Origin of the sequence: Cobetia marina (assembly GCF_001720485.1) — a bacterium.
Classification (GTDB): domain Bacteria; phylum Pseudomonadota; class Gammaproteobacteria; order Pseudomonadales; family Halomonadaceae; genus Cobetia; species Cobetia marina.
This window is the reverse complement of sequence record NZ_CP017114.1, coordinates 2675139-2692815: the sequence shown is the minus strand read 5'-3', so window position 1 is coordinate 2692815 and position 17677 is coordinate 2675139. Positions and strand designations below refer to the sequence as shown.

10 protein-coding genes are annotated in these 17677 nt (G+C 60.8%); 6 read left to right on the top strand and 4 right to left on the bottom strand.

Annotated features, from left to right (window positions below; translation table 11 throughout):
* Window positions 1–25 precede the first annotated feature (25 nt).
* Window positions 26–1306 carry a dicarboxylate/amino acid:cation symporter gene (locus tag BFX80_RS11295; protein WP_084208956.1) on the top strand — a complete coding sequence of 427 codons (1281 nt, stop codon included), beginning with the start codon at window positions 26–28 and terminating at the stop codon, window positions 1304–1306.
* Window positions 1307–1489: 183 nt separating this feature from the next.
* Here BFX80_RS11295 and BFX80_RS11290 read toward each other — a convergent pair whose 3' ends face one another.
* Entirely contained in the window at window positions 1490–2407 is a 918-nt protein-coding gene (locus tag BFX80_RS11290) for a LysR family transcriptional regulator (protein WP_084208955.1), read from the bottom strand.
* Between the two features lie 410 nt (window positions 2408–2817).
* On the opposite strand from BFX80_RS11290, the gene BFX80_RS11285 reads away from it, so the two are divergent.
* From BFX80_RS11285 to BFX80_RS11265, 5 genes are all read left to right on the top strand, one after another.
* Window positions 2818–3813 carry an ion transporter gene (locus BFX80_RS11285; RefSeq protein ID WP_084208954.1) on the top strand — a complete coding sequence of 332 codons (996 nt, stop codon included), beginning with the start codon at window positions 2818–2820 and terminating at the stop codon, window positions 3811–3813.
* Window positions 3814–3957: 144 nt separating this feature from the next.
* A complete protein-coding gene (gene egtB / locus BFX80_RS11280; protein ID WP_084208953.1) occupies window positions 3958–5271 on the top strand; it encodes an ergothioneine biosynthesis protein EgtB in 1314 nt (437 codons plus the stop codon).
* A 70-nt stretch (window positions 5272–5341) separates the two neighbouring features.
* A complete protein-coding gene (locus BFX80_RS11275; RefSeq protein WP_084208952.1) occupies window positions 5342–5683 on the top strand; it encodes a DUF427 domain-containing protein in 342 nt (113 codons plus the stop codon).
* Window positions 5684–5794: 111 nt separating this feature from the next.
* A complete protein-coding gene (locus BFX80_RS11270; RefSeq protein WP_084208951.1) occupies window positions 5795–6334 on the top strand; it encodes a DUF4823 domain-containing protein in 540 nt (179 codons plus the stop codon).
* Between the two features lie 246 nt (window positions 6335–6580).
* Entirely contained in the window at window positions 6581–7315 is a 735-nt protein-coding gene (locus tag BFX80_RS11265) for an NERD domain-containing protein (RefSeq protein WP_240499548.1), read from the top strand.
* 338 nt (window positions 7316–7653) lie between these two features.
* Here the strand turns inward: BFX80_RS11265 and BFX80_RS11260 are convergent, their stop codons facing one another.
* The 3 genes from BFX80_RS11260 to BFX80_RS11250 all read right to left on the bottom strand — a co-directional run bounded on the left by BFX80_RS11260 (window position 7654) and on the right by BFX80_RS11250 (window position 17580).
* On the bottom strand, window positions 7654–8013 hold the full coding sequence (locus BFX80_RS11260; RefSeq protein ID WP_084208949.1) for a hypothetical protein: 360 nt from the start codon (window positions 8011–8013) through the stop codon (window positions 7654–7656).
* A gap of 45 nt (window positions 8014–8058) precedes the next feature.
* Entirely contained in the window at window positions 8059–16647 is an 8589-nt protein-coding gene (locus BFX80_RS11255; protein WP_084208948.1) for a GH36-type glycosyl hydrolase domain-containing protein, read from the bottom strand.
* Window positions 16648–16821: 174 nt separating this feature from the next.
* The gene (locus tag BFX80_RS11250) at window positions 16822–17580 is read right to left on the bottom strand and encodes a Crp/Fnr family transcriptional regulator (RefSeq protein WP_084208947.1); all 759 of its coding nucleotides are present in this window, start codon (window positions 17578–17580) and stop codon (window positions 16822–16824) included.
* Window positions 17581–17677: the final 97 nt, after the last annotated feature.

The following is a 17677-nucleotide window of genomic DNA, read 5'->3' as shown; positions in this document are numbered from 1 at the left end:
TCACAATGACAATAATGAGGTTCTCATGACACTTACCTTGCGAGGTTCACGGGGGTTACCCGTGCGTATTTTCATCGGCTTCATGCTGGGTATCAGCTGCGGCTTGCTGTTTCAGGATTTCTCAATGGCGATCAAGCCACTGGGCGACGCGTTCATCAATGCCATCAAGATGCTCATCGTACCGATCATCTTCTTCTCCGTGGCGGGTGGTATCGCCAACATGGGGGACGTGCAGCAGCTGAAGCGTGTGGGCGGCAAGACATTGCTGGTGTATGTCGGCATGACCCTCATCGCGGGCATCATCGGACTGGTCGTCGCCTCCATCATCCAGCCGGGCAAAGGGCTTGATGTCCAGATGAGTGCCCCGGTAGAGGCGGTCTCGAGCGGCCTGGACATCGGTCAATTCCTGTTGCAGATGATTCCCAGCAACCCCGTGGCAGCGATGGCCAGTGGCAACGTGATCCAATTGATCGTCTTCACCATTCTGGTCGGGGTGGCCATGGTCATGCTGGGAGAGCGTGTCGCCCGACTGCGTGCCTTGTTCGATGAGGGGGCTGCGGTGTCATTTCGTATTCTGGACATGGTCATGGCGACGTCGCCTATCGGTATCTTTGCCCTGATGGCGTATGCCGTCGCCAACTACGGCATTGATATCTTTGGACAGATCGGCAAGTTCATCCTCGCGGACTATGCCGCTCTGCTGGTGATATGGGCAGTGGTCTCCATTTTGCTGGTACTGTTCACGCGAATTTCCTATCCGCGCTTGATACGCAAGATGGTGCCTATCTGGCTCATGACGCTGTCGACCACCAGCAGCAATGCCACATTGCCTGTGACGATGAAGGTCACCCATCGTGATCTCGGTGTGCCGGAATGGCTGTGCTCGTTCATGCTGCCGCTGGGCGCGACGATCAACCTGATGGGGGCCGCTGCGTATCTGTCCGTGCTGGTCGTGTTCGCAGCAGACTTCTATGACCTTTCGCTGAGTTTCTCGCAGATGGTCAACGTGATCTTCATCGGCACCATCCTGTCGATGGCAGCTCCGGGCATTCCCGGCGGCGGGATCGTCATGGGCACCCTGATCCTGCAATTGATGAATCTGCCGTTCGAGCTGGTCGGGCTGATCGCCGGCATTTATCGCATCGTGGATATGGGGCACACCACACTCAATGTTTCCGGTGATGTGGTGGGTGCATTGCTGGTGGCCAAGAGTGAAAACCTGCTCTCGACGGCAAAGGTCGCTTCTCCCACCACGACGCCTGCCACACCGCCCACATCATCCACACCGGCAGTGAGTGTGGATTGAGGCATGTGATGGTCAGTTCATCGCCCTGACAGCATCAGTCTCCTGACAATCCGTGTGTCCTTGTCTCTCACGCGGCTGGCTTCACTGTCATCCAGGCCCCCGACACCTCGTGTCGGGGGCTTTCTGTATCGGAAGGAATGCCGCAGCGGTTGTGCTCAGGCAGACATGGACACCGACCCCTCGTCATTCTGTCGTCGGCAGGCGATCAAAATACAGTTGATTGAAATTGCAGGTACTTTCAGCCAGTTCCGCGATGGTCGCCGTCAATCCGGCCTGACGGTCGGCGCGATAGAATGCACTGTATTGCACCAGCGGGAGGCTTTCGGTGGTGGGCAAGATCTGCAGCATCTTGCGGTCGACCAGAAATTGCATGCAGTGACGGGGGAGGTAACTGATACCCGCTCCCGACAGGGTCAGGCCGACCTGCGCCAGCAGGTAATTGCTGACCAGCGTATTTCGCATTCGCGCCCCGTGTTGCAACAGCCACCGCTCGCAGATCAACCCCGTGCCCGAGTGACTTCCTTGAGACAGCACCGTGAGTTCGGTCAGCTCCTGAAGGGTCAGCGTACGGCCCTCCGGCACAGTGCCATGCGCTGCCATCCAGACGTTTTCCACGCTTTTCAGTGGCTGAGAGATGAAGCGCGCGTCTGAAAACACATCGGGCACGATGATCATGTCCAGTTGGTCGTGCTCCAGCTTGCTGTAAAGCTCACTGCTGAGCTCGATCGAGGGCTCGATCTTGAGGCGGGGAAAGCGCTCTCGAATCCGCGCGATCAACTGTGGCAACCAGGTGATGCCGGTCAATTCGGTCACGCCGATCCGAAACTGACTCTGGATGACGGACTCGTCACTGATGCGCTCGACGAGATGATCGCGGCGCTCCAGCAGGTCCTTGCCCAGTGCCAGCACCTCGAGTCCCTTGTCCGTCAGGCGGGCCGAGCGTCGGCTGCGATCAAATAGCGGCACACCAAAGGTTTCTTCCAGCTCCTGAATCCGCTTGGATATTGCAGACTGCGTCGTATGGAGCTTGTTGGCGGCCGCTTCAAAGCCCCCGAGTTCGCTCACCCAGTAAATTGCATCGAGTTGTTTGAAGGTGATCATTCCGCAAGGCCATTGGCAACGAAGTGTGCTTGCGATGATAGAGCGTTCTGACGCGAGGAGCATGCCTTGTCATCGCATGTCTCTCGCCATTGACCGCGTGTCCTGGACACACATTCTGCTCAGCGCAGGACGCCATCTTTCGGAGAAAGCGGGACGAAAAGTGGCAAGAAGAGTGGCAAGAAGAGTGGATCGCCTGTTTCCTTAAGCCTCACGTGGTCACCACGGGACTCCATCAGTATCCTGATCACACAGGCGCTGCATCGTGAGTCGCCTCTCGGCGGCCCTGGTCGCTGGCCCGGCCCAGGCCGCTGCTCTCGGTGCACCCGCTATCAGGCGCGCCGTACCCCAGGAGCACCGCATTCAAGGTGTCGTGCTCGAAACCCCAGGACGAAAATACGTCAGGAGTTGTCATGCCAGCCACTCGCACGACCTCGTCCGCCAGGGAGCGGATACATCTGTGGTGGGATCTGTTCATCATCGTGCTCGTCATCGCCAATCTGGCATTGCTGCTGTTCGACAGCCTCTTCCTGATTCCACCGCTGAACACGGCCTTCGCGGCCGTGACACCCGGGTTGCATGCGGCCTATGAGCAGAACATCCATGCCAACTTCCTCTCCATCGACCTGGCGTTCGTCGCCGTCTTCCTGCTGGATGTGCTGGCGGGGTGGGCAGTGGCTATCGCGGAGCGGCGCTACCACCGCTGGTTCTTCTATCCCTTCATGCACTGGTATGACGTGCTGGGGTGTATCCCGCTGAGCGGCTTCCGTCTGTTGCGTGTGTTGCGTGTGATCTCGCTGCTGTTCCGTCTGCAACGCCTCGGCATGATCGATGTTCGCCGCTGGTACCTCTACGGAGTGGCGGCCAAGTATCTCGACATCCTGCTGGAGGAGCTGACGGACCGTATCTCCCTGCGCATGCTCGATAACGTGCAGCAGCAGTTGCGCGACAGCGATGACCTCTCGTCCTCTGTGATCGAGCGTGTCGTGGAGCCTCGTAAGCAGGCCTTGATCCAGGAGATCAGCCTGCGACTCGAGACCATGGCAGGGGATATCTATACCCACAATCGCGACGATACCCTGCGCTATGTGCGGGGGCTGGTCAGTCGCACCCTTGCCGAGAGCCCGGAGCTCCAGCGTGTCTCGCGCCTGCCCATGGGCACCCAGCTGACGAAAGGGCTGGAAAGCTCGCTGTCGGATCTGGCCTGTCACCTTGTCGATGAGGCGCTGGTCGGCCTGCGCTCCAAGGAGTTCTCGGCGCTGGTGGGGCATCTGGCAGAGAGTGGTTTCGATGCCTGGGCGCGCACTGACCCGAGGACTGAGCAGATCACCGAGCAGGTGCTGATCGACATGCTGGAGTTGCTCAAGGAGCGCATCGCCGTGAAGAGCTGGCAGAAGAAATACGAGTGAAGGCAGGTGTGCCTGCAGGGGCATGTCGCGACTGGCCAGCGTGTAGGGCAACTCTCTGCACAGGGCAGCCCCTTGAAAGTCGGTCACGACCTCCCGACATCAGTATCTCGGCAATGGATCTGTAACACCCAAAAGGACGTCTCGATGTCATATGCACCGCAACCCTTGAGCGACACTCACGACCTCGAGCAGACGAAGGCGTGGCTACGTACCTACCAGCGAGTGCGAGCTGCTACCGAGGCGATCTGTGCGCCGCTGCACAAGGAAGACTACATGGTGCAGAGCATGGCGGATGTCAGCCCGCCCAAGTGGCACATCGCCCATGTCAGCTGGTTCTTCGAGGCCTTCATCCTGAAGCCGTTTCAGCCCGGCTATCAGACGCTCGATCCCGCCTACGATCACCTCTTCAACTCCTACTACGAGACCCATGGCGTGCCGTTCCCGCGCGCCGAGCGTGGCGCAATCTCGCGCCCGACCGTCGACGATGTCTATTGCTATCGCGCACACGTCGATAAGGCCATGCAGGCCTTGCTGGAGAATCCGCCTGAGGAACATCTGCCGGAGATTCTGCGCCGTCTGGAGCTGGGTCTGCCGCATGAGCAGCAGCATCAGGAGCTGCTGTTGATGGATATCAAGCACATCCTGGCGCAGAACCCGCTGTGCCCGGCCTATCGGGATGATTTGGCGCCAGGCTTGGCACCGACACCTGAGCAGGAGGTGCCGCCGCTGGGCTGGCTGGATTATCCTGCCGGGATTCGCGAGATCGGCCATGATGCCTCTAGAGGCGGCTTCGCCTACGACAACGAGATGGGCCGTCACCGTCAGTTCGTTGAAGCGTTCCAGATGGCGGATCGACCGGTGACCAACGGCGAGTTTCTTGCGTTCATGCAGGCAGGCGGCTATGCCAACCCCGAGCACTGGCTGGCGGATGGCTGGGCGACGGTCAAGGCGGAAGGTTGGCGGGCGCCGCTTTATTGGGTCGAACGCGATGGCGTCTGGCATCACTACACCCTGGGCGGCCTGGTGCCGGTGGATCTGAGCGCGCCGGTCTGCCATGTCAGCTTCTTCGAGGCCGATGCCTATGCGCAGTGGGCGGGGGCTCGCCTACCGACCGAAGCCGAGTGGGAGACCGTGGCTCAGGATGTCCCCCTGACGGGTAACTTCGTCGATCAGGATCATCTGCAACCAGTCGCCGCCGCGAAAGCCGACGGCATGCCGGGTCAGATGTTCGGCGATGTCTGGGAGTGGACGGGCAGCGCCTATCGTCCGTATCCGGGCTTTCGCAAGCTGCCGGGCAGCCTGGGGGAGTACAACGGCAAGTTCATGTCCGGTCAGATGGTGTTGCGCGGAGGCTGTTGTGCCACGCCGGCAGACCACATCCGCGCGACCTATCGCAACTTCTTTCCGCCCGAGGCGCGCTGGGCATTCTCCGGCTTCCGTCTCGCCAGGGAGGGATGATCCTGGCCGCCGTGCCGGTTCATGATGTGTCGATAACCTGATATCTCCGCCAACCAGCAAAGGAATGCCGATGGCTGATCACTCTGAACCGCGTATTACCTTGCACCCGCTTTCCAGGCGTGTGCGTGTTCTTGTCGACGATAGCGTGATCGCCGACACCGGCAACGCACTGGAATTGCGCGAGAAGGGCTATCCGCCGCGGCGCTACCTGCCGCGCGGCGATGTGGCGATGGCGAAGCTCTCGGTCTCTCACACCGTCACCCATTGCCCCTTCAAGGGCGACAGTACCTATTACTCGCTGCCGGATCTTTCCGACATCGCCTGGAGCTACGATCACCCCATCGAGGAGATGCAGGCGATCGCCGGGCGGCTGGCGTTTGATGGCGACAAGGTCACGTTGCAGGTGGAGTGATACCACTCAGAGCTGAAGGCTGACAGCCTTGGCTTGACCCGCTGATCCAAATCACCGCATGTTGGACATGAGCTATAGCTGGATAACTCCAACTCGGACGGAGATGACAAGATGCGAAGAATGATAAGAGCGCTGTCATTATTGTCGGCAATGTTTTTGTTGGCGGCATGTGCGGATAGTCACCAACTCATGAAGTCGAACGGCACATCCGGCTTTTCGATGGCCCCCGACGAGCCCCTGTACGTCTCGGTGCCACGTGATGGCGTCTATGGTTCGCAGCGGTATAACGGGTCTGGGATGACCACGGCTCAGATACTTCAGGGCGCCTTTCTCAAGTACGCAGATAACGTGAGTTATGGCAATTCCACTCAATCAAGAAGTGAGGCGTGGGACGCTGCCATGCAGGCAGGCGCTATATATCTGGTATTCCCTACTATTGTGCACTGGGAGGACAGGGCGACAGAATGGTCCGGCAAGCCTGATCAAATCGAGGTCAAGGTCCAGGTGATAGACGTCGCGACCAATACCGTCGAAGCCTCCGCGATAGCGAAGGGCCAGAGTGGGTTGGCGACCCTGGGTGGGGACCGGCCCCAGGATCTGCTGTCGAAGCCCGTCAATGAATTCGTGTCTTCGCTCTACGGCAGGCAGTGACACGATGTCGCTAGTCCCTTGAGCGGGCTTGATAGACAGGCTGCGCTTGCTGCGAGATATCGGTCTCTCGTCTGTCATTGGCGCTACACCTCATGACCAGTTGCAAGCGCATCACATCGTCATGTCATTCCCCAGCACCCTGTCATGATGGCCAGGCGAGCCAGCATGACAGGGTGCTCGGCCACGATAATAGTATCTGGAGTTCGTGAAATGGATTTCACACCCGTCATTACGCAAGTATGGAGTATGTTTGCCTGGATATTGCCCCTTGTCCTGATTGTCGGGATCTTCAAGTCTTCATGGTTCAAGGGGATTCTGGGCGAGTGGCTGGTGCGTTGGGTGGCACGTCGCCGTCTGGATAAGCATGTCTATCGTGCCGTGCACAATGTCACCCTCAAGACGCCGGACGGCACCACTCAGATCGATCACGTCCTGCTCTCGCCGTATGGGTGCTTCGTGCTGGAAACCAAGCACATGAAAGGGTGGATCTTCGGCAGCGAGAAGCAGGCGCGCTGGACACAGAAGCTTCATCGCCGTTCCTTCAGTTTCCAGAACCCGTTGCGCCAGAACTACAAGCACCTCAAGGCGCTGGAGGCGACGCTCGGCGTGCCTTCCGAGTACCTGCATTCGGTGATCATCTTCGTGGGTAGCGCGGTCCTGAAGACCGAGATGCCGCCCAATGTGACGCGTGGCACTGGCTTCGTGTTGTATATCCGCTCTTTCGCGACGCCCGTCTTCAGCGAGTCACAGGTCGAGGCCATGCACGAGGCATTGTTGACGGGGCGCCTGGCACCGACCTTGGCGACGCATCGCGCTCATGTGAAGCATCTCAAGCAGCGCAATGAGTCCCCGGCGACACGTCAGTGCCCGAAATGCGGCAGTGCAATGGTGGTTCGCGTGGTCAAGTCTGGCCCGAAGCAGGGCCAGCAGTTTCTGGGTTGCTCGACCTTCCCCCAATGTCGTGTCACTCAGGCGTTGTGATCTCGCGATAGCACGATTGTGGCCCCCGCTTGCCGTCACCTGCCTCCGGGGCCGCCACGCCATAGACTGCTGCTGGCGTACCTCAATGCTAGACCGAGCGCTGATTCTCGCTTGACCGCTGACAGCTCCTTCTCTTCCTTGTCGCGCTCTTTCCGGAGCATGCCGGACAGCACACCGTGAACCGTACATCACCCATCAGGGGGAAGTCGCCAGGCGGAAGACGCCTGTCATGATCCGTGACGGATACCGTGTCACGGCGCGATCCAGTGGATGCTGGGCGTCATCCCGCTCAAGCAGATTTCGAGATGGCCGGATTGCACCCGCACATAAGGTGAGGCTCAGCTTGTCGCTGACAGGGGAATGGTGCCGAAGTCTTTCGAGAGTGCGGCGATTTCACGGCCATCCTTGTGCAGCAATCGGTCGACGCTGACGTGGCAGCTCACTTCGCAGACCCCACTTTCGGCATCGACGTAACTCCTTATGCTTTTCTTCATGGCACCTTCAATGATGACTTGCTTGAGTTCTCCCTCAAGCAGAAGCGAGATGGGCAGTCGGAGGGTCGCGCCATCGTGAGGGATATCCTGCGTGCTCGCGATGGGGAACCAGTGTGAGTAGGGGGGGCTGCCTTCGGGAACATACTTCATGAGGTTCTGATAGACAGTGCCGCCCGATAACAGGAAATCAAGAAAGTACTTCATGGTGTCCCTCCCGGGAGATGTGCATCGATTCGAGGTGATGAAGGCTCATGACACTGGTTCCTTTAGCATGTCGGGGGAAGGGCGGGCCGGTATCATCAGCTTCAGGTGGTGATGTCCGCCATCCAGAGGCAAGTGGACTTCGCCTGCTTCACACAGGGTGGTGTCCCCATTGAGGTGTGCCTCTGTCAGGGTGAGGTCTTCCAGGGTGGAGTGCTTGATTTCCACGGTGTAGTGAGTCGATAGCATGCTGATGGTGGCCGTGAATCCCGGCCAGCTGGCAGGCAGGTTCGGGGCAATGATCAGCACGTCCCCTTCGCGACGGATGCCCAGGATGCCTTCCAGTCCCGCCCGATACATCCAGCCAGCGGATCCCGTATACCAGGTCCAGCCGCCACGACCCTCATGGGGGGCGATGGAATACACATCGGCAGCCACGACGTAGGGTTCTACCTTGTAGCGCGCCGTGTCCTGTCGAGACAGCGCATGATTGATGGGGTTGAGCAGCGAGAACAACCGAACGGCGTTGTCGCCCTGTCCCAGCTGTGCATAGGCCAGAATGGCCCACATCGAGGCGTGGCTGTACTGGCTGCCGTTTTCCCGCAGTCCAGGGGGGTATCCGCTGATGTATCCCGGATCTCGCTCGGGATGATCGAAGGGCGGCCAAAACAGCAGTGCCAACCCGGGGTCGTGGCGAATCAGCTCCTCATCCAGCGATTGCATGGCCTGCAGGGCATGGCGTGGGTCAGCGGCCCCGGACAGGACTGCCCAGGACTGGGCTATCGAGTCGATACGACACTCCTCACTCTCCCGAGTGCCAAGCCAGCTTCCGTCGTCGTAGGTCGCGCGCCGGTACCATGCTCCGTCCCAGGCATGCTGTTCGATGGCCTCACGCACCGAGACGGCATGGGCACGCCAGCGTGCCGCTCGACTCTCTTCCCCCTCACGGCGTTCCGCATGAGGGGCGAAGAGGTCCAGGGTGCGAATCAGCAACCATCCCAGCCAGACGCTTTCTCCCTTGCCGGCTTCTCCCACTCGATTCATGCCATCGTTCCAGTCCCCGCCGCCGATCAATGGCAGGCCGTGCTCTCCCGTCAGTGTCAGGCATTGATCAAGGCCACGCGCACAGTGTTCATACAGCGTCGCCGTCGTATCCGCGATCATGGGCTGGAAGAAGGCGTCGTGTTCATCACTGCCCAGCAGGGGGCCTTCCAGGAAATTGACGGACTCATCCAGCACCTCGATATCCCCTGATGTCAGGACATACTGGGCGCAGGCATGCGCCAGCCATACGCGGTCGTCGGATATGCGGGTGCGGACGCCCTGGCCTGAATGCGGCAACCACCAGTGCTGCACATCGCCCTGCACGAACTGGCGTGATGCGGCCCGCAGCAGGTGATGGCGTGTGGTGTCTGGACTGGCGAAGGACAGCGCCATGCCATCCTGCAGCTGATCACGGAACCCATAGGCGCCACTGGCCTGATAGAAGGCAGAGCGAGCCATGATCCGGCAGGCCAGGGTCTGATAGAGCAACCAGCCGTTGAGCATGATGTCCATGGCGCGATCCGGGGTGGAGACCTGCACGGCCTCCAGTCGATCCTGCCAATACGCGGTGACGGCGGCGAGCTCGGCATCAAGATCAGCCTGTCGATACTGATGTATGAGGTGCCTGGCGTCTTCACGTGAATGACTCTGCCCCAGCAACGAGACGATCTCGACACTTTCTCCGGGGGCCAGTTCGATCAGGCACTGGAGTGCCGCACAGGGATCCCAGCCAGCCCCGATGGCACCGGACAGGGGAGTGTTCCCGGTGAGAGCGGCGGGAGCGGCGTGGTGCCCCCCATGCCCCAGGAACTCGCAGCGGTCTGTCGTGAATGACGTCTGCAGGCCACAGAGATCAGCGAAGGCGATGCGCCCGGCAAAGTTCATGCTCCAGGGATTGCTGGTCAGCAGTGCGCCAGTGTCATCATCCTTGCACGAGACGACGAAGGGAGCGGATGTGCCGCGGGCGAGTCCCAGTGCCCATTCGGCATAGGCGGTGACAGAGAGTCTGCGCGACCGATCAGAGCGATTCTCCAGGGTCATGCGCGAGATGCGGACGGGGTCGTTCAGCGGGACGAAATGTATCAGGTCCAGGGCAATACCCTGTGCTTCGTGTTCGAAACGGCTATGACCAAATCCGTGGCGCGCGACGTAACGTCCGTTGTCGTTGATCGGCGAGGCCGTTGCCGTCCACACCGCCAGGCTGTCTTCATCGCGTAGATAGATGGCATCACCGCAAGGATTCATCACGGGGTCATTGGACCAGGGCGTGAGGGGGTTCTCGCGGCTGTTGTCCGCCCATGTGTAGCCCGCCCCTTCTGCCGATACCTGAAAACCGAAGCCTTCATTGGCGATGACGTTGAGCCACGGAGCGGGTGTGGTGCATCCCTGCTCCAGAATCGTCACGTATTCCTTGCCGTGCTTGTCGAAGCCGCCCAGGCCATTGAAGTACTCAAGCGCTGCGGACTCGTCCTGTCGGGTGGCGGTGTGCTGCGCGGTGGGAGGCGTGGCCACCTCGGGGGATGCCGGGACGGGCGCGGGGAGCTGTATCGGCGGTATCAAGGCCAGTTGATCGGCGAGCGGCCCACGCTGAGCCAGCAGCATCACTCTGGCCACGGACTGCAGCAACAGGCGGGAGGCAAGGTTCATCAGGTCCGCACGCAGGACGATGACGGAGCCTTGATCGTGCCCTTCATGGATGCGCGGGCGTGTCTGGCTACTGTTGACGGCCGCCTCGATCGCTTGCTGGAGATCCTGGACGTAGGAAGAGGCACGCTCATTGACGATCACCAGGTCGACCCCGAGACGCTTCATTCGCCAGTACTCATGAGCGCGCAGCAGCTGACGCACCTGTGCCATGTCGTCGATGGCATCGATGCGCACCAGCACGATTGGCAGGTCTCCGGAAATGGCCAATGGCCAGAGTGCGGATTGTGGCCCTGCTCCGCGGGCCATGGTGTCTCGTGAGGCCCTGAAGCGCGCGTCGGCATACAGGATCGGCGCGGTCAGGCGCTGGAAGTCCGTCGCTTCTTCCGGCGTGATGCCCAGGTGATGGAGCTGAACCTGAGCCTGGGTCCAGGCCAGTGTCTTGGCTCGTTCATAGGCACTGCGGTCATGGTGCTTGTCGACGAGATCCAGCAAGGCCTCACGGGTGTCCGCGACCACCGTCCAGAACGCGATCCGGGTGATCTTGCCCGGCGGGACCTTCAGACAATGTCGCAGGGAGAATACCGGGTCCAGCACGGTGCCCGTGGTGTTGGTCAGGGGGTGCTCGGCCTGCAGAGCGGTCGCTGTGCGTACCGTGCGACCCCTGCCGATGAAATGCGCCCGGTCCGTCTCGTACTGGAGGTCGCTGAGGGTCTCGCCTTCCACGACCGCGAAGTGCGCCGCCCAGATTTCATCATCATCCGGACTGCGACGGCGACGTGTCGCGACCAGCGCCTCGTATTCTTCCAGGTACTCGGTGACCACGAACAACTTGGCAAACGCCGGATGGGCATTCTCGGTCGCGGGCGCCGTCAGGACCAGCTCCGCATAGGAGGTCACGTCAATCTCGCGGGCCGTTCGCCCGCTGTTGATGAGCGAGATGCGCCGGACTTCGCTGTCATCCTCGCCAGAGACGAGGATATCCAGATGCGTGGTCAGGCTGTCCTGGCGATGAGTATAGCGAACGTAATCCTCGGCAAAGGTGGCTTCGTGATCTGCCGGGGCGAGCGCCTCCTCATCTGCCTTGTCCGGCAGTGAGTCACTAGCCGTCCAGAGGGCTTTCGTCTTGCGGTCGCGCAGGAAGACGAAACTGCCCAGATGATCGCAGGTGGCATCCTCCAGCCAGCGACTGATGGCGATATGCTGCCAGCGGCTATAGCCCGCTCCGCTGGCCGTCAGCATGATGCAATAGCGCCCATTGGAGAGGAGGTGGGTGAGATGCGCGCCCACCAGACGTTGTGTGACATGACGGATGGCACGGCTTTCACCCAGCGTCTCGTTCGGGGCCGACGCGACCTCCTCGGCGCGAGGGTGGGTGATCGACATGTCGCGCGGGACACGTTCCTGCAGCAGCAATTCGCAGGCCTGGATGATCGGTTCTCGATGGAAGCGTTCGCGCATGTTCCCGTCGTGAAGCGCGTTGGCAATGGCGACGATCGTCATGCCTTGATGGTGGGCCATGTAACTGCGAATGATCGCGAAGCGCTCGCCTGCGGAGACGTGGGTGAGAGTGAAATCGAGCGCCTCATAGAACCCGTGTCGTCCCTGGGCGCCCATTTCCTGCAGCGACAGGAAGTTCCGGTATGCCCCGACAGCGTCCACCATCGTGGCGAGGGCAGTGGCATAGGGCGCGATGACCAGATTGGCGGACAGCCCCCGTTTCAGCCCCAGGCCCGGGACGCCGAAGTTGGTGTACTGATAGGTGAAGTGGCCATCGCGTACGTTGTACGCCGATTCGGAAATCCCCCATGGCACCTTCAATGCGCTGGCATAGGCGACCTGTCTGGCGACGGCCAGACGGTTGCTCTGTTCCAGAAGGCTGCCTGCCGGCGCGCGCATCACCAGCGACGGCATCAGATATTCGAACATCGAACCCGACCAGGAGATCAGCGCCGAGCCATTTTCCAGCGGAGTGGCCGTGCGCCCGAGGCGGAACCAGTGACGTGTCGGGGCATCCCCCTTGGCGATCACGAACAGACTGGCGAGGCGGGCTTCAGACGCGAGCAGGTCATAGCAGCTGCTGTCGAGGATGTTGCCCTCTACCGAGTATCCGATTGACAGCAACTGACGTTCCGGTGCGAGCAGGAACGTGAAATCCATCTCCAGCGCCATGTGTCTGGCAGTGGAGGCAATCTCGTGGAAACGTGCCATCAGGCGTTCACGAGGGTCGGGGTGGTGGATCATTCTTGCATCATGGCAATGTTCGGCAATCGAGGTGCGCATGGCACCGATCCAGTACAGCAGGTCCTCGGCCCAGGGGGCGTGGACGTGTCGCAGCACCTCATGAGCCAGGTGGGTGGCGTGATCCGCAAGAGGATGCAAGGCGGGCAGCTGTTCCATGAATCCTTCGGAGGAGGTCGCCTGCAAGTGGGCTTCCATCGCGGCGATGCCGGGGCGCAGGCGCGTCATCTGCTGAGCATGGGCCGAGGGGGCCTGCGCGAGGCATTCATGTACCAGACTCAAGTGGTCCATGATGCCCTGGTGAAGATTCTCCGATGGCAAGGTCTTCGCCCAGACGTCGCAGGCATTGGCGACGACCAGCAGATGTCCGGCCAGATTGCCGCTATCGACCGATGAGACATATTTCGGGTCCAGCGGCCTGAGATCTCGAGTGTCATACCAGTTGAAGAGGTGTCCGCGATGCTTTGCCAGCGACTGCATCACCTTCAACGAGGTTTCCAGGCGTTCCGCACTCTTGTTGGCCCCCAGCCAGCCGAAATCCCGGGCGGCCAGAATGGAGATGAGATACAGGCCCATGTTGGTAGGTGAGGTGCGGTGCGCGATGACGGGCTGAGGCGTTTCCTGGAAATTGTCCGGCGGAAGCCAGTTGTCGCGCGCGGTGACGAAGGTTTCAAAGAAGCGCCAGGTCCGGCGAGCGATCAAGCGTAGCTCGCGGTTTTCCTCAAAGGACAAGGCGGCCTGCGGGGCAAGACTTCTTGAGCCGCTGACCCATTGCGCTATCGCCGGGGCGGCGAGCCACAAGGCGGCGAACATCACCACCACCGGCCAGGTCTCTGGGGACTGGCTGAGCACACCGGCAGCGGCGCACAGCGCAAGCAATGTCCCAGGTGCCATGCTGCGATACGCGCCACCCAGTGACAGTCGCGGCTGCCCGGAAGTCTGAGCTGCGGTGGTCCACTCGAGAAGGTGGCGGCGAGTGATCGTCAGACGCAGCAAGGTGCGCCCGATGGCATCCAGCATTCGCCAGGCCTGGTCTGGCAGGAAGGCAATCCACAGCAGTGTCTGGGAGGCGGCAAGCGTCAGGTCATTGCCCCATTGCTGGAAATAGTGCCGCAGATTGATGCCGGAGCGCATTGGCACAAGCGACAGCACGAGAGGGATCAGCGGCGGGGCGGCAATCACGATCATCACACACAGCGTGCCCAGCAGAGCGGCGGAGAGAGGCAATCCCCAACTGACGACCAGAAACGACAGCAGTAGCGGCGCCAGCAGTGAGCGCCGCAGGTTGTCCATGAGCTTCAGTCGTCCGGTCCATGGCATCTTGCGTGACACGATCCATGGCAGCAGCTGCCAGTCACCACGGGTCCAGCGGTGGGTGCGCTTGGCCGAGACCTCATAGCGGCACGGGAAGTCCTCGATGACCTCGATGTCTGACGCAAGACCGGCGCGCGCGAAGACCCCTTCGAACAGATCATGACTGAGCACGCGGTTGTCCGGGACGCGCCCCTTGAGGGCTGCCTCGAACGCATCGATCTGATAGATACCCTTGCCGGCGAAGGACCCCTCGCCCAACAGATCCTGATAAAGATCCGAGGTGGCGGCCGCATACGGGTCTACCCCGCCGGGTGCCGAGAACAGGCGCTGGAAGAGGGAGCCCTGCCTGCCCATCGGCAGGGATGGCGTGACACGGGGCTGAAGGATGCCATACCCCTCCACGATGCATTGGCGGTGCTTGTCGAACCGGGGATGATTCAGAGGATGCGCCATCTTGGCGATCAGCTTGCTTGCGGCCCCGCGAGGGAGGCGAGTGTCCGCATCCAGCGTGATCACATAGCGTACCCCGGCCGGTATGCGTTCAGTGGGCAGGAAGGTGGTGTCGTCTGCACCGCGCAGCAGGCGATTGAGCTCATGTAGCTTGCCGCGCTTGCGCTCCCACCCCATCCAGCAGTGTTCGCTGTCATTGAAGACTCGGCGACGGTGCAAGACGAGGAAGCGGGGAAATCCCTCATTGTCGCCATGGCGCAGATTCAGGTCCGCAATGGCCGCGTTGGCGAACGATAGCAGTCGAGCGTCTTCTGGCATGACGTCATGCGCCGCATCCACGCCATCGGTCAACAGGGCATAGAAGATCGAGCCTCCACCGCTGGCCAGATAGTGCACTTCCAGACGCTCTATCTGCTCCTGGAGATCTGCCTCGCGGGTCAGCAGGGTCGGCACGGCGATCAGGGTGCGCAAGTCAGGTGGTACGCCCTCGGACAGGTCGAGACTGGGCAATGGCTGCGGCCCGACACAGAAGATGATGAGACGACTGACCAGCAAGGTCGCAAGCTCAGTGGCAGGCAGCAGCCCCAGCAGGCCGAGCAGCCACATCCATCCAGCGCTGAATGCCTCCGAGGACAGTGACGCGATGCCCTGCAAGGCCATCCACAGCAGCGCCGTGGTGGTCAGGACGATCAGGCCGACATAGCCACTGATGCCTCCTGCGATGCACCAGTGGCGAAGGTGTTGGCGCCCTGTACGTCGATATCCGAGGGTGTCTTCAAATGCCTTGCGTCCCGCCGCGATCAGCACATACCCCGGGTCACCTCGTCGCGCTGACTCATTGGCATCCTCGGTGGCACTTGCCGCCTCGCGAGCCGCCACCAGCGCGCATTGCGTGATGTGAAGTTCACTGTGCTCAGAGCCACGTGCCAATTGCTCGATGGCACTTCGATAGCTGTTGCGGGTCGGGAAGTCGAGCGTGGAGAAACGCGGAGCGTCCATGAGGCGAGCATTGACCAGGCTGAGGCTTTCAAAGACATCGGCCCAGTCAATGCTCGAGACGAAGTGCATGCTGGTAATGATATTGCGGACGGTGACGTTGGCGGCGCCCTGACGCTGCTGAGCCCGTTGTACCAGCTCATCGATGGAGGAGCCCTGCAGACGGACTCGACGCTCCAGCCAGCTCATCATGGGATGAGTGCGCGTATCGATACCGCGCAAGCGCTTGGCCAGCTGGGCGACGAAAGGTGCCGTCAGCGGTGTCTTGCCTTGAGGCAGGGTGGTGGGGTCCAGGGTGTGATGCTGGCTTTCGGGAATCAACCACTGACTTGCCAGGGTGTCGGCGTCATTGCGTGCCGTCTGTTCATTGACGATCTGCTCGGCAAGCCGGCGAAGGTTCTCGATCAGTACGATGCGCAGCGTGATGGCCACCGCCCATAGCTCACCGATCGTCAGGGGTTGAACGCGCTGGTAGGCCTGGATGAAGCCATGAAGCGTGTCGAGGTCGAGATGGCTGTCAGTGTGGACCACAAAGGCCCAGGCAATCCCGAAGACACGGGGGTATCCCGTGAAAGGGCCCTCGGCCAGCTTGGGCAGCTGGCGATAATAGCCGGGTGGCAGATCATCACGGATCTCACGTACCTGGGCCTCGATCAGATGATAATTGTCGAGTAGCCAGGTGGCGGCAGGGACGATATCGCGGTCTTCCGCGACTTCCTTTGCACTGGCGCGATACGCTTTCAACAGTACCTTGGCGTTGTCTTCAAGGCGTCTCGACAGTGGCAGGACGCGAGAGGGGGTTTCCGTCACGTTCTGTGCCAGCGCAAGGCTTGAGGCGTGCTGTTCAAGACGCTCGATGCTGAACAGCTCGCCTCGCACCGGAGCAGTGTCATGCCAGGGGGATGTCGGGGGATAAGCGCGGAATATCCTGCCTGAGAAAAGGGTCACGAGCGCTGTCCTGGTCGATGCGCGAGTCCCGGTAGGGCGCGCGGAAATCCATCACCAGACAGTATGCGATAGCCTTGTGCTTTCGTCGGTTCGCTAGCGCACACAACCCCGGGCCCGGGCCCGGCTCCGGTCTCGGTCTCGGTCTCGGCCAGCCGTTGCATGAGAGCGCAGTGCTCACAGGGAAGGGGTGTCGTCTCCTGAAGAGTCTGTCATCGGCAGTGTCATGGAATAGGGCATCAGACGATCACTTTCCTTCTTTACCACCGCGTAGCACTCGCAGCAGAGCTGCTCCAGCCTGGGGCGGTCGAGTACCGTGATATGCCCTCGGTGGTATTCGATGACACCTTGCCTGTGCAGTTTTCCTGCGGCTTCCGTGACCCCCTCACGGCGCACCCCGAGCATGTTGGCGATCAATTCCTGCGTCATGTCCAGCTGATCGCCTGGCAGGCGGTCCAGTGACAGCAATAACCAGCGACACAGCTGTTGATCGATCGAATGGTGTCGGTTGCAGACGGCTGTCTGGGACATCTGGGTGATGAGGGATTGCGTGTAGCGCAGCAGGAGGTGGAGCATTTCTCCATGTCGGTTGAATTCCGCCTTCAGGTGATGCACCGGCAGTCTTAGCGCCTTGCCAGCGCTTTGCACGATGGCACGGCTGGTGGTGCTTTCGCCGCCCATGAACACCGCAATTCCCACCAGGCCTTCGTTGCCGACGACTGCGATCTCGGCGGATGCGCCATTTTTGGTCACGTAAAGCAGTGACACGATGGCATCAATCGGGAAGTACACGTGGCTCAAGGCACTCCCCGCGGTATACAGCACCTGGCCAAGCGACAGATGGATCGGCTCCAGATGCGCTGCCAGGCGTTGGGTCGTCTCGGCGGACAATCCCGCTAGCAGATGATTCTGTTCATGTGACAACTGATCCGTCATGCATTTTCCTCCCCGAGGAAACCTGTCCCTGATATGGGCAGGTGTTGGGGGATGGGCAGGGCACGTCTCCCTGTGCCACCCGCGTCTGTCACCTTTT

What these genes read in the sequence shown, in the direction of transcription:
- BFX80_RS11270 (WP_084208951.1), top strand. Translation starts at nt 5,795, where the DNA reads ATGCGAAGAATGATAAGAGCGCTGTCATTATTGTCGGCAATGTTTTTG.
- egtB (WP_084208953.1), top strand. Translation starts at nt 3,958, where the DNA reads ATGTCATATGCACCGCAACCCTTGAGCGACACTCACGACCTCGAGCAG.
- BFX80_RS11265 (WP_240499548.1), top strand. Translation starts at nt 6,581, where the DNA reads ATGTTTGCCTGGATATTGCCCCTTGTCCTGATTGTCGGGATCTTCAAG.
- BFX80_RS11260 (WP_084208949.1), bottom strand. Translation starts at nt 8,013, where the DNA reads ATGAAGTACTTTCTTGATTTCCTGTTATCGGGCGGCACTGTCTATCAG.
- BFX80_RS11295 (WP_084208956.1), top strand. Translation starts at nt 26, where the DNA reads ATGACACTTACCTTGCGAGGTTCACGGGGGTTACCCGTGCGTATTTTC.
- BFX80_RS11285 (WP_084208954.1), top strand. Translation starts at nt 2,818, where the DNA reads ATGCCAGCCACTCGCACGACCTCGTCCGCCAGGGAGCGGATACATCTG.
- BFX80_RS11290 (WP_084208955.1), bottom strand. Translation starts at nt 2,407, where the DNA reads ATGATCACCTTCAAACAACTCGATGCAATTTACTGGGTGAGCGAACTC.
- BFX80_RS11275 (WP_084208952.1), top strand. Translation starts at nt 5,342, where the DNA reads ATGGCTGATCACTCTGAACCGCGTATTACCTTGCACCCGCTTTCCAGG.
- BFX80_RS11250 (WP_084208947.1), bottom strand. Translation starts at nt 17,580, where the DNA reads ATGACGGATCAGTTGTCACATGAACAGAATCATCTGCTAGCGGGATTG.